At 34.5% G+C, this 25,814-nt stretch carries 30 protein-coding genes; 27 read left to right on the top strand and 3 right to left on the bottom strand.

The window, feature by feature from the left end:
* Positions 1-201 precede the first annotated feature (201 nt).
* The 17 genes from Q5I06_RS06690 to Q5I06_RS06770 all read left to right on the top strand — a co-directional run bounded on the left by Q5I06_RS06690 (position 202) and on the right by Q5I06_RS06770 (position 16,613).
* Positions 202-984: a sulfite exporter TauE/SafE family protein gene (locus Q5I06_RS06690; protein WP_305517374.1), complete on the top strand. Its 783-nt coding sequence runs from the start codon at positions 202-204 to the stop codon at positions 982-984.
* A 50-nt stretch (positions 985-1,034) separates the two neighbouring features.
* On the top strand, positions 1,035-2,420 hold the full coding sequence (locus Q5I06_RS06695) for a class II 3-deoxy-7-phosphoheptulonate synthase (protein WP_305517375.1): 1,386 nt from the start codon (positions 1,035-1,037) through the stop codon (positions 2,418-2,420).
* Positions 2,421-2,469: 49 nt separating this feature from the next.
* Entirely contained in the window at positions 2,470-2,598 is a 129-nt protein-coding gene (locus tag Q5I06_RS06700; protein ID WP_305517376.1) for a hypothetical protein, read from the top strand.
* Between the two features lie 178 nt (positions 2,599-2,776).
* Positions 2,777-4,843, top strand: a complete 2,067-nt coding sequence (locus Q5I06_RS06705) for a carbon starvation CstA family protein (protein WP_305517377.1) — start codon at positions 2,777-2,779, stop codon at positions 4,841-4,843.
* Positions 4,843-5,043: a KCU-star family selenoprotein gene (gene kcuS, locus Q5I06_RS06710; protein WP_305517378.1), complete on the top strand. Its 201-nt coding sequence runs from the start codon at positions 4,843-4,845 to the stop codon at positions 5,041-5,043. Before Q5I06_RS06705 ends, kcuS begins: the two co-directional genes overlap by 1 nt.
* Before the next feature lie 194 nt (positions 5,044-5,237).
* Positions 5,238-5,990: a gluconate 2-dehydrogenase subunit 3 family protein gene (locus Q5I06_RS06715; protein WP_305517379.1), complete on the top strand. Its 753-nt coding sequence runs from the start codon at positions 5,238-5,240 to the stop codon at positions 5,988-5,990.
* Between the two features lies 1 nt (position 5,991).
* Positions 5,992-7,704, top strand: a complete 1,713-nt coding sequence (locus Q5I06_RS06720) for a GMC family oxidoreductase (protein ID WP_305517380.1) — start codon at positions 5,992-5,994, stop codon at positions 7,702-7,704.
* A 186-nt stretch (positions 7,705-7,890) separates the two neighbouring features.
* On the top strand, positions 7,891-9,609 hold the full coding sequence (locus tag Q5I06_RS06725) for a thiamine pyrophosphate-dependent enzyme (RefSeq protein ID WP_305517381.1): 1,719 nt from the start codon (positions 7,891-7,893) through the stop codon (positions 9,607-9,609).
* An 89-nt stretch (positions 9,610-9,698) separates the two neighbouring features.
* The gene (locus Q5I06_RS06730; protein WP_305517382.1) at positions 9,699-10,577 is read left to right on the top strand and encodes a decaprenyl-phosphate phosphoribosyltransferase; all 879 of its coding nucleotides are present in this window, start codon (positions 9,699-9,701) and stop codon (positions 10,575-10,577) included.
* Between the two features lies 1 nt (position 10,578).
* On the top strand, positions 10,579-10,704 hold the full coding sequence (locus Q5I06_RS06735) for a hypothetical protein (RefSeq protein WP_305517383.1): 126 nt from the start codon (positions 10,579-10,581) through the stop codon (positions 10,702-10,704).
* A 101-nt stretch (positions 10,705-10,805) separates the two neighbouring features.
* Positions 10,806-11,744 carry a hypothetical protein gene (locus Q5I06_RS06740; RefSeq protein ID WP_305520926.1) on the top strand — a complete coding sequence of 313 codons (939 nt, stop codon included), beginning with the start codon at positions 10,806-10,808 and terminating at the stop codon, positions 11,742-11,744.
* A gap of 7 nt (positions 11,745-11,751) precedes the next feature.
* On the top strand, positions 11,752-11,988 hold the full coding sequence (locus Q5I06_RS06745) for a hypothetical protein (protein ID WP_305520927.1): 237 nt from the start codon (positions 11,752-11,754) through the stop codon (positions 11,986-11,988).
* A gap of 1 nt (position 11,989) precedes the next feature.
* The gene (locus tag Q5I06_RS06750) at positions 11,990-13,519 is read left to right on the top strand and encodes a DUF6056 family protein (RefSeq protein ID WP_305517385.1); all 1,530 of its coding nucleotides are present in this window, start codon (positions 11,990-11,992) and stop codon (positions 13,517-13,519) included.
* On the top strand, positions 13,512-13,874 hold the full coding sequence (locus Q5I06_RS06755) for an EamA family transporter (protein WP_305517386.1): 363 nt from the start codon (positions 13,512-13,514) through the stop codon (positions 13,872-13,874). The genes Q5I06_RS06750 and Q5I06_RS06755 overlap by 8 nt, the downstream gene beginning before the upstream one ends.
* Before the next feature lie 2 nt (positions 13,875-13,876).
* Positions 13,877-14,848, top strand: a complete 972-nt coding sequence (locus Q5I06_RS06760; RefSeq protein ID WP_305517387.1) for an NAD-dependent epimerase/dehydratase family protein — start codon at positions 13,877-13,879, stop codon at positions 14,846-14,848.
* Between the two features lie 12 nt (positions 14,849-14,860).
* Positions 14,861-15,457, top strand: a complete 597-nt coding sequence (locus Q5I06_RS06765; RefSeq protein WP_305517388.1) for an HAD-IB family hydrolase — start codon at positions 14,861-14,863, stop codon at positions 15,455-15,457.
* A gap of 130 nt (positions 15,458-15,587) precedes the next feature.
* Positions 15,588-16,613 (top strand): aspartate-semialdehyde dehydrogenase, encoded by a 1,026-nt coding sequence (locus tag Q5I06_RS06770; RefSeq protein ID WP_305517389.1) that lies wholly within the window; start codon positions 15,588-15,590, stop codon positions 16,611-16,613.
* Here the strand turns inward: Q5I06_RS06770 and Q5I06_RS06775 are convergent.
* Together Q5I06_RS06775 and Q5I06_RS06780 are read right to left on the bottom strand one after the other, a co-directional pair.
* The gene (locus Q5I06_RS06775) at positions 16,603-17,100 is read right to left on the bottom strand and encodes a DUF2147 domain-containing protein (protein WP_305517390.1); all 498 of its coding nucleotides are present in this window, start codon (positions 17,098-17,100) and stop codon (positions 16,603-16,605) included. The genes Q5I06_RS06770 and Q5I06_RS06775 overlap by 11 nt on opposite strands.
* Positions 17,101-17,109: 9 nt before the next feature.
* Complete coding sequence (locus Q5I06_RS06780; protein ID WP_305517391.1) at positions 17,110-17,625, bottom strand: NanQ anomerase/TabA/YiaL family protein; 516 nt, start codon at positions 17,623-17,625, stop codon at positions 17,110-17,112.
* Positions 17,626-17,774: 149 nt separating this feature from the next.
* Here Q5I06_RS06780 and Q5I06_RS06785 point away from each other — a divergent pair, with 149 nt between their 5' ends.
* From Q5I06_RS06785 to Q5I06_RS06830, 10 genes are all read left to right on the top strand, one after another.
* Positions 17,775-18,518 carry a DUF3943 domain-containing protein gene (locus Q5I06_RS06785; RefSeq protein WP_305517392.1) on the top strand — a complete coding sequence of 248 codons (744 nt, stop codon included), beginning with the start codon at positions 17,775-17,777 and terminating at the stop codon, positions 18,516-18,518.
* A 64-nt stretch (positions 18,519-18,582) separates the two neighbouring features.
* Positions 18,583-19,188 carry a GTP cyclohydrolase II gene (gene ribA / locus Q5I06_RS06790; RefSeq protein ID WP_305517393.1) on the top strand — a complete coding sequence of 202 codons (606 nt, stop codon included), beginning with the start codon at positions 18,583-18,585 and terminating at the stop codon, positions 19,186-19,188.
* On the top strand, positions 19,189-20,433 hold the full coding sequence (locus Q5I06_RS06795) for a molybdopterin molybdotransferase MoeA (protein WP_305517394.1): 1,245 nt from the start codon (positions 19,189-19,191) through the stop codon (positions 20,431-20,433).
* Between the two features lie 8 nt (positions 20,434-20,441).
* Positions 20,442-20,663: a MoaD/ThiS family protein gene (locus tag Q5I06_RS06800; RefSeq protein WP_305517395.1), complete on the top strand. Its 222-nt coding sequence runs from the start codon at positions 20,442-20,444 to the stop codon at positions 20,661-20,663.
* 3 nt (positions 20,664-20,666) lie between these two features.
* A complete protein-coding gene (locus tag Q5I06_RS06805) occupies positions 20,667-21,104 on the top strand; it encodes a molybdopterin synthase catalytic subunit (protein ID WP_305517396.1) in 438 nt (145 codons plus the stop codon).
* Entirely contained in the window at positions 21,104-21,595 is a 492-nt protein-coding gene (gene mobB / locus Q5I06_RS06810) for a molybdopterin-guanine dinucleotide biosynthesis protein B (RefSeq protein WP_305517397.1), read from the top strand. Before Q5I06_RS06805 ends, mobB begins: the two co-directional genes overlap by 1 nt.
* Entirely contained in the window at positions 21,588-22,118 is a 531-nt protein-coding gene (gene mog, locus Q5I06_RS06815) for a molybdopterin adenylyltransferase (RefSeq protein WP_305517398.1), read from the top strand. The genes mobB and mog overlap by 8 nt, the downstream gene beginning before the upstream one ends.
* A 31-nt stretch (positions 22,119-22,149) precedes the next feature.
* Positions 22,150-22,623: a cyclic pyranopterin monophosphate synthase MoaC gene (gene moaC, locus Q5I06_RS06820; RefSeq protein ID WP_305517399.1), complete on the top strand. Its 474-nt coding sequence runs from the start codon at positions 22,150-22,152 to the stop codon at positions 22,621-22,623.
* Positions 22,624-22,797: 174 nt separating this feature from the next.
* Positions 22,798-23,412: a phosphoribosylglycinamide formyltransferase gene (gene purN / locus Q5I06_RS06825; protein WP_305517400.1), complete on the top strand. Its 615-nt coding sequence runs from the start codon at positions 22,798-22,800 to the stop codon at positions 23,410-23,412.
* On the top strand, positions 23,405-24,571 hold the full coding sequence (locus Q5I06_RS06830; RefSeq protein ID WP_305517401.1) for a cation:proton antiporter: 1,167 nt from the start codon (positions 23,405-23,407) through the stop codon (positions 24,569-24,571). Before purN ends, Q5I06_RS06830 begins: the two co-directional genes overlap by 8 nt.
* A 50-nt stretch (positions 24,572-24,621) precedes the next feature.
* On the opposite strand, the gene Q5I06_RS06835 is transcribed toward Q5I06_RS06830, so the two are convergent.
* Complete coding sequence (locus Q5I06_RS06835; protein ID WP_305517402.1) at positions 24,622-25,812, bottom strand: restriction endonuclease subunit S; 1,191 nt, start codon at positions 25,810-25,812, stop codon at positions 24,622-24,624.
* Positions 25,813-25,814: the final 2 nt, after the last annotated feature.

Here is a 25,814-nt window from a genome sequence, read left to right on the forward strand (position 1 = left end):
ATAAGGTTTGTATTGTGATGACACGATTTTACAGATGAAAATCATTCAAACATTCTACATTATCTCAATATTATCAATGTATTCCAACCATTATGTTCAAACTATTGGCTATTTGAAGTTATCTGGCGAGGTATTGATTTGATGGATTTGATAAAATGATTTGTTATAATTTTTTGATAATAGCATTGATTCGAGGTTAAAATGCACTATGGAGATTTGAGCTTATTTGTGCTTGTTGTTTTGTTCGGAGTGTTTTTTGTAGCTGGTTTTATTGATAGTATCGCAGGTGGGGGTGGATTACTTTCAATACCTGCATTGCTCTTAGCTGGAATTCCTCCACAATATGCACTTGGAACTAATAAATTTATCGTCGTTTTTGGTACGGCTAGTGCATTAGTAAATTTTATAAAGCATAAAAAAATCATTTACAAAATCACGCTTTTAAGCGTAGTTTTTTCTTTGTTAGGAGCTCATATTGGGACAGAGCTTATTTTATCTCTTAGCGAATCTATAGCAACCAAAGTTATTTTGTTTTTACTTCCTCTAAGTGCTTTGAGTATTTTTATCCCTCATAATTTTGTAAAAAATAATCCAAAAAGTTTCAATTCGATCCAGACATTTTTATATGCACCATTATTGAGTTTATTAATTGGGGTATATGATGGGTTTTTTGGGGCAGGTACAGGAACATTTTTGATACTGGGATTTTATCTTTTTTTGCAGATGGATATGCTCAGTGCTTCTGCTAGTGCCAAGGCGATCAATCTAGCTTCTGGATTGGGTTCTTTGGTTACATTTGCATTTTCAAATCATATTTTTTATTTTCTTGCACTGCCATTAATAGTGGCAAATATTCTAGGAGGATATACAGGAAGTAAATTAGCCATAAAAAAAGGTGTTGGACTTATTAGGATATTTATTATCATTAGTTTTGTTTTAGTGTTTATCTCCTTGTTGCTTAAATACTTAAAGTCTTATTCATAACTTTAGGATAAAATAAGCTATTTTTCAGTAACCAAAAATGGAGAAATTAGATGCCAACACAACAGATACCCTCTGATTTGAACCCCCAATGGGAACGTAAATCTTGGAGAAATTTTCCTATCAAACAACATCCTAGCTATGCTAACAAAAAAGAACTTCAAGAAGTTGAAGAGGAGTTGCGAAGTTATCCTCCACTGGTTTTTGCAGGAGAGGCACGAAATCTAAAAGAGCGATTCAAAGAGGCCTCTAGGGGAAGAGCATTTTTGCTTCAGGGTGGGGATTGTGCAGAAAGTTTTTCTCAATTTAATGGCATTAATATCCGTGATATGTTCAAAGTTATTATTCAGATGGGAGCTATATTGACGTTTGCAGGGAGTTGCCCAATAGTAAAAGTGGGTCGCTTAGCTGGACAATTTGCCAAGCCTAGATCTTCTGATGCAGAAATAGTTGAGGGAGTAGAGCTTCCTAGTTATCGCGGTGATATGATAAATGGAATGGAATTTGATGTTATTTCAAGAACCCCAGATCCCAAAAGAATGCTAAGGGCATATCATCAAAGTGCGGCTACTTTGAATTTGATTCGGGCTTTTGCACAAGGTGGAATGGCAGATTTGAATGAGGTTCATAGGTGGAATTTGAGTTTTGTGAAAAATAATGATTTTGGGAAAAAATATGAAGAACTTGCTGATCGCATCACTCAAACACTTGGTTTTATGAAGGCTTGTGGAATCAATACGCAAAATACACCCATTTTGAAAGAAACTGAATTTTATACAAGCCATGAGGCATTGTTATTAAACTACGAAGAACAGCTTGTGCGTCAAGATAGCTTAAGTGGAGATTGGTATGGTTGTTCGGCTCACATGCTATGGATTGGTGAGAGGACAAGAGGACTGCAAGAAGCACATTTGGAATTTTTGCGAGGGTTAAAAAATCCTGTAGGCGTGAAAATAGGACCTAATGCAACCAAAGAAGATATTTTAGGTATCTGCGATGTGCTTAACCCAGAAAATGAAGCAGGTCGATTGAATTTGATTGTTCGTATGGGGGCAGATATGATTAATGAGAGATTTCCAAAACTGTTGCGATCTGTTCAAAATGAGGGTAGGGAAATTTTATGGAGTTGTGATCCAATGCACGGAAATACGATTAAAGCAAGTTCTGGATATAAAACAAGAGTTTTTGATAGTGTATTGAGTGAGGTAAAAAGTTTTTTTGAAATACACAAAGCAGAGGGGAGTTATGCTGGAGGGGTGCATCTGGAGATGACAGGACAAGATGTTACTGAATGCGTAGGGGGTTCTCAAGAGATTACAGAAGCAGGGCTAGGCTGTAACTATAACACGCAGTGCGATCCTAGACTAAATGCAACTCAGGCTATTGAACTTGCCTTTTTGATAGCAGATATATTAAAAAATAGAAAAGTTTCTCAATAGACTTTTTTCTGATATAATTTTTTTATAAGCCAACTTGTAAGGAGAGATTATGTTTAAAATTTTTATTGTTACAGCATTTACGATGATTATGTTTTTTGGCTGTGCCTTAGAAGATGCAGACTCTGAAAATCCTCCAACTCCTAGTGAAGAAACAACTTGGATTCCTGAACAAAAATAAAATATCTATTTAGGGTGATTTTATTAAAACATCACTCTTATTTTATTTCTTCTGTTGTTTTGAGTGTTACTTTTTTTCTAAAAATATCTTTTTTCTGCTTTGAGTGCATTTCAAAATCATTTGAAATACTAGCTTTATACACTATGATAAGAATTCAATAAGATGTTAAGGGAAGGTAATGAATAAATTCTTTTGGTATGTAATTTGGGCTTTTATAGCTATTTTGGGGGCTTTTTGTTTTGGTGTTTTGACACTTAATGAAGGTGAAAATATCAGTGCAATTTGGCTTGTGGTTGCAAGTGTTTGTATCTATAGCATCGGGTATCGTTTTTATAGCAAATTTATCGCTTATAAGGTGCTGGGTCTTGACGATAATCGTGCTACTCCTGCAGTGGTAAATAATGATGGTAGGGATTTTGTTCCCACTAATAAGATCGTTTTGTTTGGTCATCATTTTGCCGCTATTGCCGGAGCAGGACCTCTAGTAGGGCCAATATTGGCTGCTCAGATGGGTTATCTTCCTAGCATGATTTGGATATTAGTAGGAGGTGTTCTTGCAGGAGCTGTGCATGATTTTGTAGTTTTGTTTATTTCTGTGAGACGAAATGGCAAGTCACTAGGTGAAATGATAAAAGAAGAGATGGGCAGATTCACAGGTGCTTTTGCTATGCTTGGAATTTTTGGGATTATGCTCATTATCATTGCGATTTTGGCGATGGTAGTGGTGAAGGCTTTGGCAGATAGTCCTTGGGGATTTTTTACCATCGTGATGACAATCCCAATTGCTATTTTGATGGGAGTTTATATGAGGTTTATTCGACCAGGTAGGGTTGGAGAAGCATCTGTAATAGGTTTTGTTCTTTTGATGATTGCTCTTTATTATGGGAGATATGTTTCTTCTGATCCTTATTTGGCAAGTTTTTTTACTTTTGATGCTCCTACACTTGCTATGATGATGATAGCTTACGGTTTTATAGCGGCTATTTTGCCTGTATGGTTTCTTTTGGCTCCTCGTGATTATTTGAGTACTTTTTTGAAAATAGGAGTGATTATAGCTATGGCACTTGCTATTTTGTATGTAGCTCCTCCTATTGAAATGCCAAAACTCACTCAGTATCTTGATGGAAGCGGACCTGTGTTTGCTGGAAGTTTGTTTCCATTTTTATTTATTACTATTGCTTGTGGTGCTATCAGCGGCTTTCATGCTTTGATTGCTTCAGGAACGACACCTAAGATGATACAGAAAGAATCTCACATCAGATTGGTCGGTTATGGATCGATGATCATGGAATCAGGAGTGGCGATTATGGCACTTATTGCTGCTACTATCTTGCATCCTGGATTGTATTTTGCTATCAATTCACCTGCAATCAGTATCGGCACAGATATTGTTTCAGCTGCACAGACCATCTCTAGTTGGGGGTTTCATATCTCTGCACAAGAAATAAGTAATCTTACACAAAACATTGGCGAACAAAGTATCTTGAGCCGAACAGGAGGAGCTCCTACTTTTGCTATTGGATTAGCATTGATTGTTCATCAGATCATAGGAGGGAGTGCGATGATGGGATTTTGGTATCATTTTGCGATTTTGTTTGAGGCGTTGTTTATCCTCACTGCTGTAGATGCAGGTACGAGAACTTGTCGTTTTATGGTTCAAGATATATTAGGAAATATTTATAAGCCCTTTGGTAATACCCATTCTTATTTTTCAGGCGTCATTGCTACGGCTTTGTGTGTGGCTGGTTGGGGATATTTTCTGTATCAAGGAGCAATAGATCCAAAGGGAGGAATTTATACGCTTTGGCCTCTTTTTGGTGTGAGCAACCAAATGCTCGCAGGTATGGCGTTGTTGCTTGTGAGTGTGATTTTATTCAAAATGGGCAAGGCTAGATATGCATGGGTGAGTGCATTTCCTGCTATTTTCGTTCTTGTAGCTACGCTTTATGCAGGAGTGCTAAAGGTATTACCAGCAAGTGGAAATGCCTTAAATGATAGCGTGAGTCATATTGCCATCGCTCAAAACCTTGCTGCTAAACTCCCTAGCATTACTGATAGTGTCCAAATTTCAGCGATTGAAGCCTCTATTAGGAGCAATATTATCGATGCTGTTTTGTGTATATTTTTTATGATTGTAACTGTTTTGGTGATTTTTTCTTGTTTGCGTATTTGTATCTTGTCTCTTAGAGATAAAAACAATCTCAAATCAACTTTGTGCGAGTCTCCATACATAAGAGCTTCATAATGAAATTTTTATCAAAAATTCAAGCAATTTATAGAAAGTCTGATCGCTTTTTTCACCTTTTGGTTGGACTTCCTAGTTATGATAAGTATCTTGAACATATGGAAAAATTTCATCCAGATAAAATACCTAAAACTCAAAAAGAGTTTTTTATACAAGCTCAAGAGGCTAGATATGGTAAAAATGGGGCAAAAAAATGCTGATAAAAGCAAAAGGATACGGTTCGTATCATACATTTTTTGCAAAACATAATAATTTTGATATTTTTAATATGGATGAAATGAGTAGAAATTTATTTATAAAATATTTTTCTTTATGATTCTAAATCAAACTTTGTATCGTTGCTATCTTTTTAGTACAATGAGAATGTATCAAAATTAATAATAAGGAAGATGATATGAATAAAAAAAATACGAATTTGAGTAGAAGGAATTTTTTTAAAACTTCTACACTTGCTGCAGGGGCAGTGCTGGGCGGAGGTGCCTTTGCTGGTACTTTGGCAGGTTGTGATGATTCAAAAAATAACTCCCATTCTATGCAATCAAATTATGATACAAATCAGGAAGCTCAAGCAAGAGGGAGAATGTTTTTTACCAAAGACTTAGATTTCGCGGTTTTATCAGCTAGTTGTGAGCGGATTTTTCCAAAAGATGATTTAGGAGCAGGAGCTATAGAGTTAGGCGTTCCTTATTTTATAGATAATCAACTCGCAGGTGCATATGGATACAACGCTAGAGAATATATGAGCGGACCTTTTGAGAATGGCACTCCAACACAAGGTTATCAAACCCCTCTTATCCGTAGAGATATTTTTTTAGAAGGTATAAAGTCTATAGAAAATGAAGCAATAAAAAATTATAAAAAAAGTTTTGTAGATTTGGATGCTAAAAATCAAGATTTAATTCTCAAAAGTTTTGAAGCAAATAAGGTTTCTATGAAAGGGGTTTCATCAAGCTATTTTTTCTCTCTTTTGAGAGAAATGACTTTAGCTGGGGTGTATGCAGATCCTATCTATGGTGGTAATGATAAAATGCAGGGATGGAAAATGAAAGAGTTTCCTGGAGCACAAATGTCTTATATGGCATTTATTACAGATGAAAAATTTCAAAAAATATCTCCTATGTCTTTAGCTGATATGCAAGGAAAATAAAATGGCAAAAATATTAAAAAAAGTAGATGTATTAACCGTTGGAGTTGGCTGGACAGGAGGTATTGTAGCTGCTGAATGTGCAAAAGCTGGGCTTAAAGTCGTTGGGCTAGAACGTGGAGATATGAGGAGTACTGAAGATTTTGTAGAAGTTCATGATGAGTGGCGTTATGCTGTGAATTATGGCTTAATGCAAGATCTCTCTAAAGAAACTGTAACCTTTAGGAATTCTCCCAAACAAAAAGCTCTTCCTATGAGAAAACTAGGCTCTTTTTTGCTTGGAGATAATTTAGGCGGAGCAGGGGTACATTGGAATGGTTGGACTTATAGATTTTTTCCTTATGATTTTCAGATCAAAACAATGACAGAGAAACGTTATGGTAAAAATAAACTTTCCAAAGACTATTTGCTTCAAGATTGGGGTATTACGTATGATGAAATGGAACCTTATTTTGATAAGTTTGAAAAGACAGCTGGAATTTCAGGTGAGGCTAAAAATCCATTTTCTGGAAAAAGATCTAGTGATTATCCTCAAGTGCCTTTGCAAAATACTCCTATTCTCTCAAAGTTTGAGCAGACAACCAAAAAAATGGGCTACCATCCCTATAGAATGCCCGCAGCAAATAGTTCTGGAAGCTACACCAATCCTGATGGAGAAGTTCTTAATCCTTGCCAATATTGTGCTTTTTGCGAAAGATTTGGTTGTGAGTATGGTGCGAAGGCAAGTCCTATTGTTACTGTTATTCCAACAGCACTTAAAACAGGAAATTATGAAATCAGATCCAATGCAAATGTGATTGAAATTCTCAAAAAAGGGAATAAAGTTATCGGGGTAAAATATGTCGATACAAAGACCTTAGAAGAATATATTCAACTTGCTGATATTGTCGTGCTTAGCAGTTTTGTGCTAAATAATGCTAAGTTGTTAATGGTTTCAAATATTGGAGAACAATATGATCCTAAGACTCGCAAAGGCACTTTAGGAAAAAATTATTGTTATCAGCTCAATCCAGGCACAACAGCTTTTTTTGATGATCAATACAATGTTTTTATGGGTTCAGGAGCGTTAGGAACAAATATAGATGATTTCAATGGAGATAATTTTGACCATTCTAATTTAGATTTTATTCATGGAGCTTTAATCTATGGTCTCCAAAGTGGTTCTAGACCCATTTTGAGTAATCCCGTACCTGCTGGAACACCTTCTTGGGGAAGTGAGTTTAAAAAAGCTTCTGTATATAACTATACTCGTGCCATATCTGTAGGAGGACAAGGTGCTTCAATGCCACATTATCAAAATTATTTATCTTTAGACCCTACCTATAAAGATGCCTATGGAATGCCGTTATTGAGAATGACTTATAATTTTACAGATCAAGACAGAGCTCTTTTCAAACACATAACCGCACAAACTGAAGCGATTGCTAAGGCTATGAATCCTAAGTCTATTGTTTCTGCTGCACAAATCACAGATTATAGCGTCGTGCCTTATCAATCAACGCATAATGTTGGAGGCACTACGATGGGATCAGATCCAAAAAATAGCGTCGTGAATAATTATTTACAACACTGGGATGTGGAAAATCTTTTTGTGGTTGGAGCTGGAAATTTTGCACACAATAGCGGATATAATCCTACTGGAACTGCTGGTGCTTTGGCATATAGATGTGCTGAAGGGATTATCAAGTATCACAAAAAAGGTGGAAGTTTGGTATAAATCCTTTGGTTTCCTTTAGAAGGGTATCTTAATGCCCTTCTAAATTATTTTTTCTCCTTTATCTTTTCTTTCTCTTCTATTTTTAAATAAATATTTTTTATCTATTAATAATTTTATTTTTTCAAGTATCTCAATGTTTAATATTTTAGATGTAAAATGAAATAATTTTAAATTTTAGGAGCGAAAATGAAAGTTGCAGAAATAATGGTCGAAGTTTTGGCAAATGCAGGAGTGCAAAGATGCTATGGGATTGTAGGTGATACACTCAATCATTTTACCGATGCTATTTATCATAGCAAAAAAATACAATGGATTCATATGAGACACGAAGAAGCAGGAGGTTTTGCAGCTGGAGCTGATGCACTTATAACAAAAAAACCAACTGCTTGTGCAGGTTCTTGCGGTCCTGGAAGTTTGCATTTTATCAACTCTTTGATGGATGCAGGACGTAACCGTGCTCCTGTGATATTGATAGCTAGTCAGCTTGATGTTCAAAACTTGGGAACACATTTTCCTCAAGAAGTTGATTTTAAAAAAATCTATGAAAGTTTTGCAGTTTATTGTGAGCAGATAAATACCCCAGAGGAAGCTCAATATATTATGACTATGGCGGTTCAAAATGCCATCAACAAAAGGGGAGTTGCTGTAGTAATAATGCCTGTAAATATAAGCGTACAATCTGCGCAATATGATCCAAATATGAAAATCCATTTACCAAATCCAGTGTTTTGCCCTAACGAAGATGAAATCAAGGAGATTGTCAGTTTGATTTCTAAGGGTAAAAAGGTTGGCATATATGCTGGAGCAGGTGTCGAAGGAGCACATGATGAGCTTGTGAAATTTGCTGAAAAGATCAAAGCACCTATAGCCCACAGTGCAAGATCAAAAGATTTTGTGGAATATGATAATCCGTATAATATGGGTATGACAGGGCTTGTGGGGGTCAAATCAGGCTTTGATATGATGAATGAATGTGATGTGTTATTGGTGTTGGGATCGGATTTGGCATGGAGGCAGTTTTATCCACAAAAGGCTGTGATTATTCAAGTAGATAATGATTGTTCTCATCTTGGACGCAGATGTAATCCAAAAATTGCTGTTTTAGGAGATGTGAAGCATACATTAAAAAAACTTATAGAAGCAGTGAGTGAAAAAACTGATAGGAGCTTCTTAGATCATTGTCTGAAGATAAAAGAAGAAACAGATAAAAAATTACTAAAAGACACACAAGCCCCCTCTGGCGATATAATACATCCGCAATTCCTTACAGGGCTTATTGATAAATACGCTCCAAAAGACGCGCTTTTTGCAGCTGATGGAGGTTCTCCGATGGTCTGGGCATTGCGTTATTTGACAGGGACAAGAGAACGTCGTATTTTTACATCATTATTGCATGGAACGATGGCGAATGCTATGCCGATGTGCTTGGGACTAAAAAAGGCATTTCCAAATAAAGAAGTGATTTCTTTTTCAGGAGATGGTGGATTAGCTATGTTGCTTGGAGATTTGCTCAGTGCCATTCAAGAAAATATACCCATCAAGGTTGTGGTTTTTAATAATTCATCTTTGAATTTTGTTGAACTTGAACAAAAAGTAGAAGGGCTTTTGGACAATTATACAGATCTAAAAAATCCATCTTTTGCCGATCTTAGCAGGGTTATAGGATTTGATTCTTGGAGGGTTGAAAAAAGTTCAGATTTAGAAGAAAATGTAAAAAATTTTTTTAATACTAAAAAACCGGCCTTATTGGATGTTGTAGTCAATCCTAAAGAACTCGTAATGCCTCCAAAAGTTGAATTATCCGAAGTTGCACACTTTGCACTTTATTCAGCAAAGGCACTTATTGCAGGTAGAGCAAATGATGTTGAGGAACTGATAAAAACAAATATCAACAAGCTTATTTGACAAATGTGATTATTTTTTAAACAATCCCTGTTTAAGTTTTTTTTGGATATATTTCCAAAAAAGACCAAATAAAAACAGGGTGGTTTTTCGTGAGTATTTTGAATGTTCTGCATTTAATGAGATTTCATCAATATATCAAGAACTTTTTTATTTTCATTCCGGCATTTTTTAGTTTCAAGTTTTTTGATGAGAACTCTATTTGCAATTCTTTGATCGCTTTTGTAGCATTTTGTTTGTGTGCAAGTGCGATTTATATCATCAATGACATTATAGATGCACCCTCAGATCGTATCCATCCTAGTAAATCTAAGCGCCCCATCGCTAGTGGAAAAATAAAACCTAAAGTTGCCTTGTTTTTCGCAATGATTTTTTTGGTGCTTAGCATTTTTATTTTGATATATTTGCTTCCTGAAGTGATTTTTCCGGTTGTAGTTTATGTTGTGATTAACTTACTCTACACCCTCAAACTCAAACATGTCCCTATAGTAGATATTTTTATCATCGCTAGTGGCTTTGTGATACGGCTATTTGTTGGTGCATTAGCAGTGAATGTTCCCTTGTCTGAATGGATTATTGTGATGACATTTTTATTGGCATTATTTTTGGCTTTGGCAAAAAGACGCGATGATGTGATTTTATACGAGAGTAGTGGTGAGAAAATGCGCAAGGTTGTTGATGGTTACAATCTACAATTTTTGGATATTGCTATGGCCATTAGTGGCTCAATAGTTATGATTGCATATATATTATGGAGTATTTCTGCAGAAGTAAAACTTAGGCTTCATAGCGATTATTTGTATCTCACGAGTATATTTGTTTTGGCAGGAATATTTCGATATATGCAGATTGCTTTTGTAGAAAAAAAGAGCGGGAATCCAAGCAAAATAGTTCTGCAGGATAGATTTTTGCAAGGAGTGATTTTGTGTTGGCTAGTTAGCTTTTGGATATTAATGTATATGAGGGGTTAGAATGTTTTTGGAAAACTTGAAAGACAAGATGATTTATGTATTGATGTTGCTTGTTTTGGGCTTTTTTGCCTATATGGGATATCAGTATATGGATATTCAGTTTTTGCCTACTACTCTTAAAAGATGACTCAATATCTGCAAAAACACTTAGGGAATTGCAGACAAATCACAGGTGCAATCATCAGGAGATTTTGTTATTTTTGTAAAAAACAATAAAAAAGAGAATAGGTGATGGAAATTTTAGATAAAACGAAAATATTTTTGTTAGATGTGTTTAATAAATATAGATGGGTCTTTTTGATAATTTTTGTTCTGATTGCAGTTAAAAGTATTTATCAAAGTATAATCTTGTCTATGGGTAGTAGCTTGGATATGCAGTGGTATCCGGCACTTCAGTATTGGGGGATGGGGGATTTTACTCACTCTATCAATCCTTATTTGGCTCGTTTAAATGGAGATACTTTTATGTCTCAAGATCCAAATTATGCACCATTGCTTTATGTATTGATGTATCCATTTGCCTTGATGGATTTTACTAGTGCAAAAATATCTTTTGCCATTTTTAGTATCACCTGTTTTTTTGCAACCATGTGGTTGTTCTATCGAAATAAAGTCAATCTAGCATTTTTGTTGCTTATAGGTATTTTTGTTTTATTTGGATATACATTTGGAAATGTTATTGCCAATGGTCAGTTAGCGATAATCTTAGGGTTTTTTCTCTCACTGGGATATTTTTATCGTAAGAGTCCCATTGTTTTGAGTTTGTGTTTGAGTATTGTATTTGTAAAATATTCTTTTGGAATCCCTATTTTGCTTGGATTTTTCTTAGCGGGTTATCGAAAAGAAACAATCTTGGCAGGATTTATCAATCTAGCATTTGTGATATTATTTGCATTTCAATTCAATATAAGCATTTTACAGTCTTTGCTTTTGCCACTAAAAGTTTCAGCACAAGCCACAGGGGTAGGACCTTCAGATTTGATGAGTTTATCTAGAATTCTATTTGATGGGGCTTTATTTATGGTTTCAAATCCATTTTTATACATGATTGGGTTTGTGTATGGTTTGTATGTCTATATATGTTTTAGATTATCCCCCCCCCCCCAGCAATATCATCAGTTCTTCTATTTTGCTATCCTTATCGACCTTCTATCATTTAGGATATGATCATTATATGTTTTTTTTGGCTGCAATGATCGCAAAAGAGCGGCTTAAAAGCACAGATTTTTCGATGGTTTTTTTGGTAACATTAGCATTATTTTTGTGGCTTGGATCTAGGGTGCAAAAGTTTCTTCCAGATGGTTATTTTTGGGCGATGAATATGGGAGTTGTATTTTGCTCTATTATGAGTGCAATGATCTTAATATCAGTATTTTGGATACTTTTGGGAAGAAATAAACAAGGAATTTGAAATGAATTTAGACATAGAAAAACAAAAGAGTGATTATTTTATTTTGGGGAGTGTATTGTATATATTTTTATTTTTATTTGCAACAAATATGTTATTTCCTCCACAAAGTGATGATTTTGATGCGTATTATCAAGCCTTAAATGGTATAGATAGTGCGATAAAATCTTATCTTACATGGAATTCAAGATTTGGAGATTTGATTTATGTAGGGTTTTTGGCTAAATATAATGCGAGTATTTATTTTGATGGTTTTATTTCTATTATGGAAACAGGGTTTTTTCTAGCTTTTTTTGTTCTTGTATTTGGTCGATTACCAAAAAATAGCTTTGATAGCCTAATTTTATTTTTAAGTTTATTTTTCATTCTTTTTTTTACAGCTTTTGGGTCTGATTTTTTGTGGGGAAGTGGAGTTTTAAATAATCTCCTTGGTGTCTTATTGATTATGTTGTGCTTAATCCCCTATAGAATGTTTTGGAGTTCCTATTTTGAAGGAAAATTGCAGACAAAAAATTTTTCACTTATCTATACTATTTTATTTTTTTTATTGAATTTTTTCGCTGGGTGGTGTACTGAGCTAGGTGGTATTATTACTATAGCGGCTCAAATTTGTTTTTTATTTTTTGCACTTTTTGTCGCTAAAGTCAAACTTCCTTCTTGGTATTATGTGGGTATTGCTGGATTTTTGATAGGGTATTGTGTTTTATATTTTTCTCCTGGTCCTAGAATAAGAGCAATCAATTCTCCAGAATTCCTTAGTATAGCGGAGTTTTTAAAACTTTCTTTTGTAGATAAAATGAAGCGATTTTATCTAGCTATCAATGCTTATTACTCAAATATATTTGTTGTTTCTCTTTTGAGTATTTTGCTTTATTTTTTGATAAAAAATCTAAAATCAAAATCCAATAAAATCATATTATGGATAGGTTTTGTTCTCTTTAGTGTTGTTTTTTTAGTGCTTGGAAGGCATCTGCCCCATACATTCTTTTTTCTGTTTTGTTTTTTTGTGATTTTGTGGTGTTGTTATTTTTCATATAAAAATAAAAGTGAAGATTTCAAATATTTATTTATCGTATTTTTATTGTATTGTTTTTGGATTGTGGGTGGATTAGCATTGGTGCAGATTCCAAATATTCCCAATAGAACAAGATTGTTTAGTGATATGATATTATTTTCTATAATGATTTTTTCTTTTATTAAAATATATGATTTATTAGATGCTAGATGGAGGAGATTTTTGGCTTCTTTGGTTATATTTGTGAGTGTTTCTTATAGCGTTTTTGTCGAAATACAGTATCTCAAACATAGAATCAGATGGGAAAATATGATTTCTTATATTGAGCAAGAAAAAATCAAAGGTAACAAGCATATTATCATAGATGGAAGGGTTTTTGAGAGTTTGTATAAAAACTTTGGAGATTATGCTGATCCGGGATTCGATCCAGATAAATGGCCAAATGGTATGTATGCACATCGCTTTGGAGTGGATACTTTTCAAATATCAGATAGCAAAGAAAGGATTTTAAATGATTAAGTTTATCCCTATTATTTTATTTTCTGTTGCCTTAAATGCTTTTGCACAGATTTTTATCAAAAAAGGAATGATGTCGCTTGGTTCGCTTTCTGTAAGTATGGATTTTATCCTCAGAGGATTGGGGAATTTTTATCTTTGGATGGGAATGTTATGTTATGCTATCAGCGTATTGTCTTGGATGGTTGTCCTCTCAAAGGTCAATGTAAGCATAGCGTATCCATTTTTGAGTTTGGGATTTATTTTTTCTGCAATTGTTGCTTATTATGCTTTTGGAGAGCCTTTGACGCTTTATAAAATCATCGGTATTGCACTTATTTGTGCCGGACTTTTCTTTTTGACTATTTCTAAGGGATAAAAATGCGCTATATTATCGTTGGCGGAGCTGGATTTTTAGGTCAATATATCGTGGATTTGATCTCTGAAAAACTTGCAAAGAACGATCAAATTATTATATTAGATATTTCAAAGCCAAAAAAACTTCCCTTTGGGACAAATTTTTTTTGCATAGATATTACTAAAAAGATTGATTTTGAATTTTTACGCGATGATGTTGTTGTTCATCTTGCAGCTAGGCAATACCATCTAAAACCACCTAGAAAAAATAGAAGAGAATATTTTTTTGATACCAATGTCTTAGGAACAAAAAATCTATTAGAGAAGATGGAAAAAGATGGTTGCAATAAAATGATTTATTTTAGCACTGATATGGTTTATGGTAAGCCTGAATATTTACCCATAAATTCACGCCATTGCAAAAACCCCTTTGGAGAGTATGGTAAAAGTAAGCTTGAGTGTGAAAGACTTTGCGAACACTATCGCAAAAAGGGTTTTAGTATCACTATTTTCCGTCCGCGTATGATAGTAGGGAAGGGTAGATTTGGGATTTTGATAAAATTATTTAAGTTAATGGAGATGGGATTGCCCATACCAATGATTGGAAGTGGAAATAACTGTTACCAGATGGTGAGCGTGAGAGATTGTGCTAGTGCTATTTGGTTGGCATTGCAAAAAGGTATCCCCAATGTCGAGCTTAATCTAGGAAGCAAAAATCCACCAAAGGTAAAAGATTTACTCAAAAAAATGGTCGCACAAACGGGTTCTAAATCTTGGGTAATACCAACTTATGGAAGGTTTGTAAAATATACTTTAGGTTTTTTAGGTTTTTTGGGATTAGAGATCATGTATAAAGAACAATATAAAATCGCTGATGAGGAATATGTGGTGGATATTACTGAAGCTAGAGATATTTTGGGTTGGGAACCAATGCAAGAAGATGGAGATATGTTGATAGAGGCCTATAATGAATACAAAGCATCAAAAGAAAAATAAGAAAAATAAAAAATGAAACAAAACATAGCTTTTTTTGATTTTGATGGAACTATTACTCGCAGAGATAGCCTGTTTTTATTTGTCAAATTTTTAGTAGGACACAGGAAATTTTATTGGGGTATTTTGATTCATTTGCATATTTTATTGGGATATTTGATGGGGGTATTAAAAAACTCCTATGCAAAAGAGAGATTGAGTGAATATTTTTTCAAAGGCTATGAGGGCAAGGAGTTTTTAATTGAATGTGAGAAGTTTCTGACAATTCTAAAAACAACACTCAAAGATTCTGCTCTTGAAAGGCTGTATTGGCACAAACAGCAAGGAGATAAAATTGTTTTGGTTAGTGCCAGTTTTGAAGAATATCTTATTCCCTTGTGTAGAGAGCTTCAGATAGATTGTATTGGGACGGCTCTGGAGGTCAAAAATGCAAAGCTTACAGGAAGATTTGCATGTGCTAATTGCTATGGAAAAGAAAAATCAATCAGAATTCAAAATAAGTATGATTTAAAAGACTATGCGAAAATTTATGCTTATGGGGATAGCAGTGGCGATAAAGAGATGTTAGCATTAGCATCTATAGAGAATAGATTTTATAAATTTTTCAAATAAAAGAATGTATAAAACTTCGTATTTTCTATGCAGTTAGCATTAATTTTGTGATTATTTGGGTAAAATCTCAAAATTTTAAAAAAGCTAATACGATTTATTTGACATCAAGAGATATGAAAAAGGGTAGAAAATGAAAAAATATGTTGTAGGAGTAGTGGGTGCTAGTGGAGCTGTAGGGGAAGAACTTTTTAGGGTTTTAGATGAACGTAAATTTCCTATCAAGAAAATCGTACCATTAGCAAGTATGCGTAGTGCAGGAGAAGAAATAGAGGCATTTGGCGAAAACCATAAAATATTAGAAACTACTCACCAGGTTTTTGAAAAAGAAGGTATAGAGATCGCGTTTTTTTCAGCAGGTGGAAGCGTGAGCGCGGAATTTGCTCCTAGTGCAGCAAAGGCAGGGGCAGTTGTGATAGATAATACAAGTCATTTTCGTATGCAAGATGATGTTCCTCTCATCGTCCCTGAAGTAAATCCTGAAGATATATCGAAGTGGAAAAAGACAGGAATTATCGCTAATCCAAATTGTTCTACGATTCAGATGGTGCAGGTTTTAGGACCACTTCATAAGGCATTTGGTATTAAGCGAGTGGATGTTAGCACTTATCAGGCAGTCAGTGGTGCAGGTAAAAAAGGGATGGAAGAATTGGTGATGCAAATGCAAAAATTCTTCGCTTTTGAACTAGAAGATTGTGAACCAAAAGCTTTTCCTTACCGCATTGCACTTAATCTTATTCCTCAAATTGATATTTTTATGCCCAATGACTATACAAAAGAAGAAATGAAAATGGTTAATGAAACACATAAGATTTTAGGATCGGATTTTCCTTTGAGTGCAACTTGTGTAAGAGTTCCTGTCTTGAGATCACATAGCGAAGCCATCAGCATTTCTTTTGAACGCGAAGTCAAAGCACAAGAAGCAAGAGAGATTTTAGAAAAATCTAAAAATATTGTTGTCGTGGATACTCCTACTGAAAAGCTCTATCCAATGCCAATTATTTCTACAGATACAGATGAAACTTATGTGGGTCGTATTAGAAATGATATTTATGACAGAAAAATATTACATTTATGGTGTGTGGCAGATCAATTACGTGTAGGAGCAGCCACAAATGCTGTGAAGATTGCACAAAAGTGGATAGAGCTTAATGGTTGATTTGAGAAATAGTGCTTAGAACCTCTTGGAAGTTGGGTCTTTTGATCCCCCTTTCTTTGACTTCTTCTTCGGTGAGCTTTTTCCACAAAAAAGTTTTTCCTATGTATCCGGTTGAATCAATGCTAGAGTAAAAGTCTAAATCACCATTTTTTCTTTGGTGGATTCTGACATAATAGGTTCTGCCATCGTAGAAATTGTAAGCCTTGCCATTTTTATAATTGTTTGGAGAGGTTTGGATAAGATCATACAAAAAGACAACCCCTTTATCATTCCTGTTTCTTAGTTCGGGATTTGGATTTTTCGAGTCTTTTTTAGGTGGTGAATGATCGGCATTTTCTAATCCGTATGCGTAATATTCGCCATTAATTTTGAAGAATTCAACATAAGCACTCTTGAAAAACAAAAAAGATTGCGATTGATATACTCCTACAAGCTCATTTCCAAACAGAAAATTTAGAAAAAATAAAACTATAATCCCATACTTCATAGCTATGCTTTATAGACTCACTTTGACAATCGATCTAGGAACTTTGATAACTATTTTTGAAACATTATTTTCTATATTGTCAAAACTAAGTCCCCCAGCATGAACATCATTATCAAAAAAAATCGCTAACATGCCTTCATCTAGTCTAATTTTTGAGGTTTTTGAATTTTTATTATAAATAATCAAGTCTTTTTGTTCATTGTAAGGAGTTTTGATTTCAAAATCATTTTTATCGCCTATTTCAAAGAATTCCACGCCTTTTACTACTAGTTGAAAATCTATGTATTTGATATGGGTTTCATAAAATGCCTCATCTATGCTTTTGAGGGGATAGGATTGGGCGATGGCAAACATGCCGTTAATAAGATCGGATTTATTCTCTGTCTTTAGTGGTGTGTTTATTGTATGTTGATGGCTAGGGTGATTTGGATTTATCGCATCGCTCATATAACTATAGAGATATTTGAGATCATTATTTTTTTGAAATAAAGATTCTAAAGAATGTAATTTTCCTATGATTGCCATTATTCTTCCTGAAAAGATTCAAAGTTTGTCATTATTTATTTGTGGATGTAATTGTATCACTTTATTTTAAATATTTGCATATGCAATCATTTAAAACAATAGGATATAATTACAACAAAAGATGATAATGTTTTCGGAGAGTAATTAAGTTGAAGATTTTAAAAACTTTGTTGATAGTTTGTATTTGTACTAATTTATTCGGATCTTCGCTTGAAGAGACACTCAAAAATCCAAAAATCAAACACTATAATTTCCCTGCAAAACCCGATGAACCAGGTAATCCATACTATTATGTCCCTGACAGCAAAGGTAAGTATCTTGGAACGAGTGCTGGAATATTAGGCATAGGTTTGATTGTGGGTATTACAGGATTGTATTTGATGCCTGAGAGTGTTACAAACTGGGATAGGGAAAGATTTGGACTTAGAAGTTGGGTTCAGGATGTTTCAATCGCTCCTGCTGTAGATAATGATAATTTTTGGCTCAATGGCGTTGCACATCCATATTTTGGAGCTGTATATTATCTTCAGCCACGAAAGGCAGGGTATAGTTGGCCTGAATCTGTGCTTTTTTCTTTTATGACTTCAGCATTTTTTTGGGAATATGGCATTGAGGCTTTTGTAGAGATTCCTAGTTGGCAAGACTTGATCTATACTCCTGCGATGGGTTCAATATTTGGAGAAATTTTTTACCAACTTACACGTTATATACAATCAAATAATGGAGAGCTTTTTGGCTCCAGGATTTTGGGTTATACGCTTATTGCTTTGATGGATCCAATAGGTTTTATTATTTCAGATCTCGGATTGGGTGAATTTGTAGGGGTCAAAAATAAAAACAAGATAGTCGGGGGCATTTCTCCGCTTGGGATAAGTTTTGCTTATAGATTTTAGGATTTTCCAAATTCGATATTTTTCTTGATATAATTGGATATAGAAATGAATAAAAGGATAGTTTTTGGAAAGATATCAAGTTTCAGAACGTGCAAAATTGCCCACCCGATTTGGTAATTTTTTTATACAGTCATTTAGAGAATTGAAGCCAGAAAAAGATTGTGAATGTCCTGTAGAACATCTAGTTGTTTTTACAGGTGATTTTTGTGATACTCCTGTTGTTAGAGTTCATTCTGAATGTTTGACCGGAGATGTTTTTGGTTCTCAAAAGTGTGATTGTGGTGGAGAACTTGCGTTAGCAATGCAAAAAATAGCACAAGAGCAAGAAAATGGCAAAAGTGGAATGTTGATATATTTGCGTCAAGAAGGTAGGGGTATTGGGCTTTTTAATAAGGTTAATGCCTACGCTCTGCAAGATACAGGTTATGATACGGTTGAGGCAAATGAGGCACTTGGTTTTAAAAGCGATAATCGAGATTATTCTATCGTGGGAGATATTTTCAAATACTACAAGATCAAAAAAATCCGCTTACTTACGAACAATCCTAGAAAAATCGAGGCGATGGGAAAATATGTTGAAGTTATCAGAGATAGCATTCTTGTGCCAAGTAACTCTTACAACGAAAAATACCTAGCTACAAAGAAGGCAAAATTAGGTCATTTATTATAAATGCAAAAAAATATTAGTTTTTATGAAGCCATAGATTTTATACTCAAATCTCAAATTTCGCTATTAGGGAGAGAAAAAGTAGTCTTTAGCGATGCGTTAGGCAGGGTTTTAGCTCAAGATATTATCGCTAAGTCTAATATGCCTAAATTTCCCACTTCAAGCATGGATGGTTATGCCTTTTGTTTTGCAGACTTTCCCAGACTTTTGTCAGAAGGTCTTTTTTTAGATGGGGATAATCCAGCAGGTGCTGATGTGGAATTTTCTTTAAAACCTGCCAGTGCTATCAAAACTTTTACAGGCTCAAGAATGCCTAAAAATTCAGATACGATTTTATTGGTAGAATATAGTGTTTGTAAGGAAGGGAAAGTATTTTTGTCTCAAGATGCCCCTGTGATAAAAAAAGGGGATTGGGTGCGATGTGTTGGAGAAAATTATTGTAGTGGTGATGTTTTGCTTAAAAGAGGTGATTTTATAGGAGCATATGAAATTGGTCTTTTGGCTGATTTAAATGAGGTTTTTGTGGAAGTCTTTAGAAAACCAAAGGTTGCGATTTTAACAGGTGGTTCGGAGATTATTGAGGTTGGAGAAAATCGAGATTGTGAAAATATGATCTACAGCGTGAATAATCATTTGCTTAAAGCGATGGTAACCTCAATGGGAGGAGAAGGGATTTTATATCCCATAATGCCCGATAAAAAAGAGACAATAAAAGAGCTAATGTCTGAGGCTTTTAGAGATTGCGATATATTGCTTAGCACAGGGGGTATGAGTATGGGTGATTATGACTTTACTCAACAGGCTATAGCAGAACTTTGCGAAGTGGTTTTTAAAGGTGTTAGAATAAAACCGGGAAAACCTTTTGGTTACGCACTCTATCACCAAGATCAAAAAATAAAACACTTACTAGCTTTGCCTGGATCACCCAATTCGGCTGCATTGAGTTTTTATTTGTTTGGCAGTGTTGTTTTTGCTAAGATGTTTGGCATAACTTATGAGCATCAAGTATTAAAAGCCATTTTAAGTGAAGATGTAATCAGAACTGATAGCAGGATGGAATTTCGAGTTTGTGATTTAGAGATTTTTGAAGGTAGATATTATGCCAATTTTTCAAAAAAAAGAATTTTTCAAAGCTCGGTTATAAACAATTTATGTGGTAAATCTGCCTTAGTGATACTGCAAGAAAATGGAGAAAATTTGCATAAGGGTGATGAGGTTGATATGATTATTTTCAAAAATTTTTTATAGGAGATATTATGATAAGCGTTGAATTTCTAGGACCTATCGGTGAAAATAAAATGGAATTAGATGTAAAAAATCTCACAGAACTCAAGGAAAAATTACAAGGTATTGAAAGTATTAAAAAATGGTTGCCAATGAGTGCTTTAGCTATCAATGATGTTTTGGTAGAAGATATAAATACCCCTTTAAAAGATGGTGATAAGGTGGTTATCTTACCCCCTGTTTGTGGCGGTTGAATAATGCTTGAAATTTATGAAGGTGCTTTGCCAACCTATGAAATCTATCAAAAATGGGAATTACAGGCAAAAAATAGAAATTTCGGTGCGTTTTGTGTCTTTACAGGTATTGTTAGGGAAGAAAAGCAGATAGAGGGATTGAGCTTTGATATTTACAAGCCACTTTTAGATAAGTGGTTTTGTCATTGGGAAGAAAAAGCAGCCCACCAAGAGGTGGTTTTGATGATGGCACATTCAGTTGGGGATGTTAAAAATGCTCAAAGTTCCTATATGTCCGCAACCATGTCTTCTCACAGAAAAATAGCTTTGGCTATATATGAGGATTTTATAGAGGATTTTAAGCATAATGCACCGATTTGGAAATACGATCTCAAAGACGGAAAAAGAATTTATGCCATAGATAGGAGCCATCATTTAAATGGAAGTGGTATTTTGAGCTGATGAAGATTGTCGCATTTACTGGAAAAAGCAACAGTGGCAAAACAACATTGATTGAAAAAATTATCAAGGTTTTGCATCCGAGCTATTGTGTAGCTGCTATCAAGCACGATCCTAAAAATAAAGCTCAAATCGATACAGAAGGCAAAGATAGCTATAAATTTTTTCAAGCAGGGGCAGATGTGGTTATCGCCTCAGCAAATAAAACAACGATGATGTTTCAAGATGCTTTAGATATGGAGTTTTTATACAAGATGTTTTATAAAAAAGATTATGTTTTTATAGAGGGACTAAAAGAGCTTGAACTTCCTAGAATTTGCGTTGTACGAGATGAAATTGATGAAAAATATATTCCTTATAGTGATGCTTTTGCACTAGATATGAGTGTAAAAAATATTTCGATTTTACCATCAGGGGTTTGCGTACTTGATGTGAATAATCCTAAAGAGATTATTGAATGGATTGACAAAAATGCAAGGAAAATTAATGGATAAGATAAAAATCGGGATTGTCGTTACAAGTGATAGGGCGTTTAATGGTATTTATGAAGATATTTCTGGAGCAGCGATTCAAGAAGTTCTCAAGGAATATATACTTAATGAATGTGAATATATATATAGACTCATAGAAGATGATCAAAAAGTGATTGAAAAGAACTTTATAGAGTTGTGTGATATTCAAAGGTGTGATTTGATAGTCAGCACAGGTGGCACGGGTCCAGCAAGTAGAGATGTTACTCCAGAGGCAACAGAAAATGTGTGTGAAAAAATGATGCCTGGTTTTGGAGAACTGATGCGTCAAACTAGCTTGAAATATGTTCCTACAGCTATCCTTTCTAGGCAGAGTGCAGGAATTAGAAAAAACTCTCTGATTGTCAATCTACCTGGCAAACCAAAAAGTATCAGAGAATGTTTAGAAGCGGTATTTCCAGCTATTCCTTATTGTATTGATCTTATCGGTGGAGGATATATAGAGGCAAATGAGGATAATATCAAGATTTTTCGTCCAAAATCTTGAACGTAATTGACATCATCTATAAGGAATTAGAATGCAACTCACTCATATCAATGAACAAAATCACCCAAAAATGGTCGATATAGGGCAAAAAGAGGCAACTAAAAGAATCGCTAGAGCAAGTGGTAAAATCACTATGAACAAGGAAGCTTATAATGTGATTATTTCTCAATCTTCCAAAAAAGGTCCTGTATTGCAAACAGCAATCATCGCAGCTATCATGGGTGCGAAAAAAACAAGCGATATTATACCGATGTGCCATCCTTTGATGCTAAATGGCATTGATGTGCAGATAGAACAAGATGATATTTCTTGCAGTTTTGTTTTGAGCTCCAGCGTAAAGACAGAAGGCAAAACAGGTGTTGAGATGGAGGCATTAAGTAGCGTGAGTATAGGACTTTTGACGATTTATGATATGGTTAAAGCGATTGATAAGACAATGATTATCAGCGATATCAAACTCGAACTTAAAAGTGGCGGAAAAAGTGGTGATTATATCCGGGGTTGAGTGAGCGGCTTATTAAGCTAAGGTTAGGAATAAGAACAAATTCTAAAATTTAAAAACCGAAAAACCGATCGCTTAGTTATCTTCAAATCTTTGAGAACACAAGCTATTCTAAAAAATATGCTAGAATTCTGATCACGAAATACAACGACAAAGAACAACAAAGGATAGATATATTTGAAAAATATTAATCTCGTTATTCTCTTTAGTGGCAATGGGAGTAATATGGAAAATTTGATTAATTCTCTTCATTCTCAAGAATATTTTCTCAAAGACACTCAAGAGAAGGCAAAAATCCAAATTTCCTGTGCTGTTACAAACAATCCTAATGCTTATGGGATTTCCAGATGCGAAGCATTGGGAATAAATTGTGAAATATTGCCTCACAAGGATTTTGATTGTAGAGAAGATTTTGATGTAGCACTTATTGATCTTTTGAAAAACTATCAGCCCGATGCTGTTATTTTGGCTGGTTTTATGAGAATTTTGTCCCCGATTTTTACTTCGACGATCAGATCTATTAATATTCATCCTTCTCTTCTTCCTAAACACAAAGGATCAAATGCGATTAAAGACACTTATGAATCAGATGATGAATTTGGAGGAGTGAGCGTACATTGGGTCAATGAGATATTAGATGGTGGAGAGATAATTTTACAAGATTATATTCCTAAAATCGCAGGAGAGAGTTTGGAAGAGTTTGAAAACAGAATCCATCAGCTAGAATATGCACTCTATCCAAATGCTATATTAAAAGCATTAAACCTAACACAAGTGATAAAAAATGGATAATTTGGTTACTTTTGCAATTATTTCAATACTGATAGTTTTTGCTCCATTTGTGAGCAAAGTAACAAAGATTCCTATCGTAGTCGTTGAGATGGTATTGGGGGCTTTGGCGTATTATCTGGGCATTGTTAAGCATTCAGAAGCCTTTGATACTCTAGCAGAAGTGGGTTTTTTATTTCTGATGTTTCTATGTGGTATGGAAGTGGATTTGCGAGGATTCAAAAGACTTGGAAAGACATTTTTAAAAAGAGCGGGAATTTATTTTTTAGTTTTGTATGTCGTGGCAGCTTCAGCTGTTCTTCTTCTGAAGCTACCGCCTATTTATATTGCAGCATTTCCGGTGATGAGTCTAGGAATGATTATGGCACTTATTAAGGACTATGGAAAAAATATGCCTTGGCTTGATCTTGCTTTGAAGGTAGGGATTATTGGAGAACTTGTAAGTATAGCTGTTTTGGTTATTATCAATGGAACTTATTCTTATGGTCTAACAATTGATCTTTATAAAACTTTAGCGGTTTTGTTGTTGTTTATACTTGTTATTGTGGGTGTATTTCAGATGGGTAGGATATTGTTTTGGTGGTTTCCGAATTTAAAATTATTTATTATGCCCTATGATGATGCGAACAATCAAGACATTCGCTTTAGTATGATGCTATTTTTTGGTCTGATTGTGATTGTGATTTGGTTAGGGCTAGAGAGTGTTTTAGGAGCATTTTTGGCAGGTATGATCGTGGCTACATTTTTTCCATACAAGCACGAATTGATAGACAAACTCAATGATATTGGTTTTGGTTTTTTTGTGCCATTATTTTTTGTGCATGTAGGTACGACGCTTGATCTTGGATTGATTATCCATACTCCAACTTTGATGTTGCATGGAATGTTTATCGTCGTAGCTATGATAAGTTTGAGATTACTATCTGCGACAATCGCCTTTAGGACATATTTCAAAAGTGCAAAAAACACCGTTTTATTTGCACTGAGTGATTCGATGCCTTTGACATTTTTGGTTGCCACTGCAGCTTTGGGGCTACAGCTCAAGGCAATGGATCAAAACACTTATTATTCATTTTTGCTTGCAGCTATTTTTGAGGGAATCATTTTTACAATCTTTATTAAGCTTGTTTATAATTTATGGAAGGTCAAAAAGGTAAAATAAATCTTTTGAATTTATAAAAAAGATTTGGAACTAAAAATCCTTATCTAGCCCTAAAGTGCCTCCTCAAACCTAAGCAGTCTGTCTCTGTAATACTCATACTGCTTCTTCCTCATCTGTATCTCCGCAGGAATCCCCAAAGAAATATCACTTACAAGCTCATCAAACTTATCCAAAATCCCCACAATCCGCTCCTGCTCCTCTAAAGGCGGAATGGGGATTTTGAGGTTATAAAGGTCATTTCTGTTGATGCCTGGAACTCCACCTTCAATTCTCATTTTTTCTAAATTTAACATTTGCAAATAATAAAAAATGAATTTCAGATTATCTTTTGTTTTCATAACACTATAAAAAGCAGTATCAATTGGGCAACAATTTTCTTCAACAAAATTTAGTTTTCCAGCAGAACCTTTTCGACCAATAATAATAACAGGTGCGGCAACAAAAAAAGTATTATGAGAACCAACAACCCCATTTGAGCCATATACTTTATAGTTTCCTTCTATTCGTTTTGATTGAGGCAGATTTGTTCCATACTCTAGATTCATAATTTCCCCAAGCGTCTTGTATTCAACTAATCCCCCCCCCCCATCATTTTCAAAGCTGAGGAGTTTGTCCCTGTAATATTTGTATTGTTTTTGTCTGAGTTGTAGCTCTGTTTGTAATTGTGCTTCTAGCTCTGTTTGCAAATCTGTGAAAGTATCTAGGATTTTCACGATTTCTTCTTGGATGGGTAGAGGCGGGATGGGGATAATCACCTCTGCCATCTTTTTTTTGGAAACATTAAATCGAGTAACTCCACTTGCTGTACGTTTTATTTGATCTCTTAGTGTATCTGAACGAAATAGATATTTTGAAAAACCCGGAATAAGCATATTTGGATTATTCAAACGATAGCCAAAACAAAAGCTATTGAGATATATTTCTTCGCTTATTTCTTCACATAATACAGAAGACATTCCACATTCTTGAATATTTTCAGAAGAACCTGTAAATAAAATATCTCCTAGTTTTATGGTTTTTTGCTTTTCATCTGGAGCAATTTTTACCTTATCTTTTATATTGATATTTATTGATAGATTATTGTAAATATTCATATAGGTTATAAATTTGGCATTGCCATCTGTGAAATCATTTTTTGATTTACCGCTCAGCCCTCCATAAAAAACCCCAATATCACCGATTTTTTTATATTCCACGCCATTAGGACAATGCTGATGAATGAGTTTTTGTATTTCGTTCATTT

It is taken from the genome of Helicobacter cappadocius (genome assembly GCF_030688855.1).
Taxonomy (GTDB): domain Bacteria; phylum Campylobacterota; class Campylobacteria; order Campylobacterales; family Helicobacteraceae; genus Helicobacter_J; species Helicobacter_J cappadocius.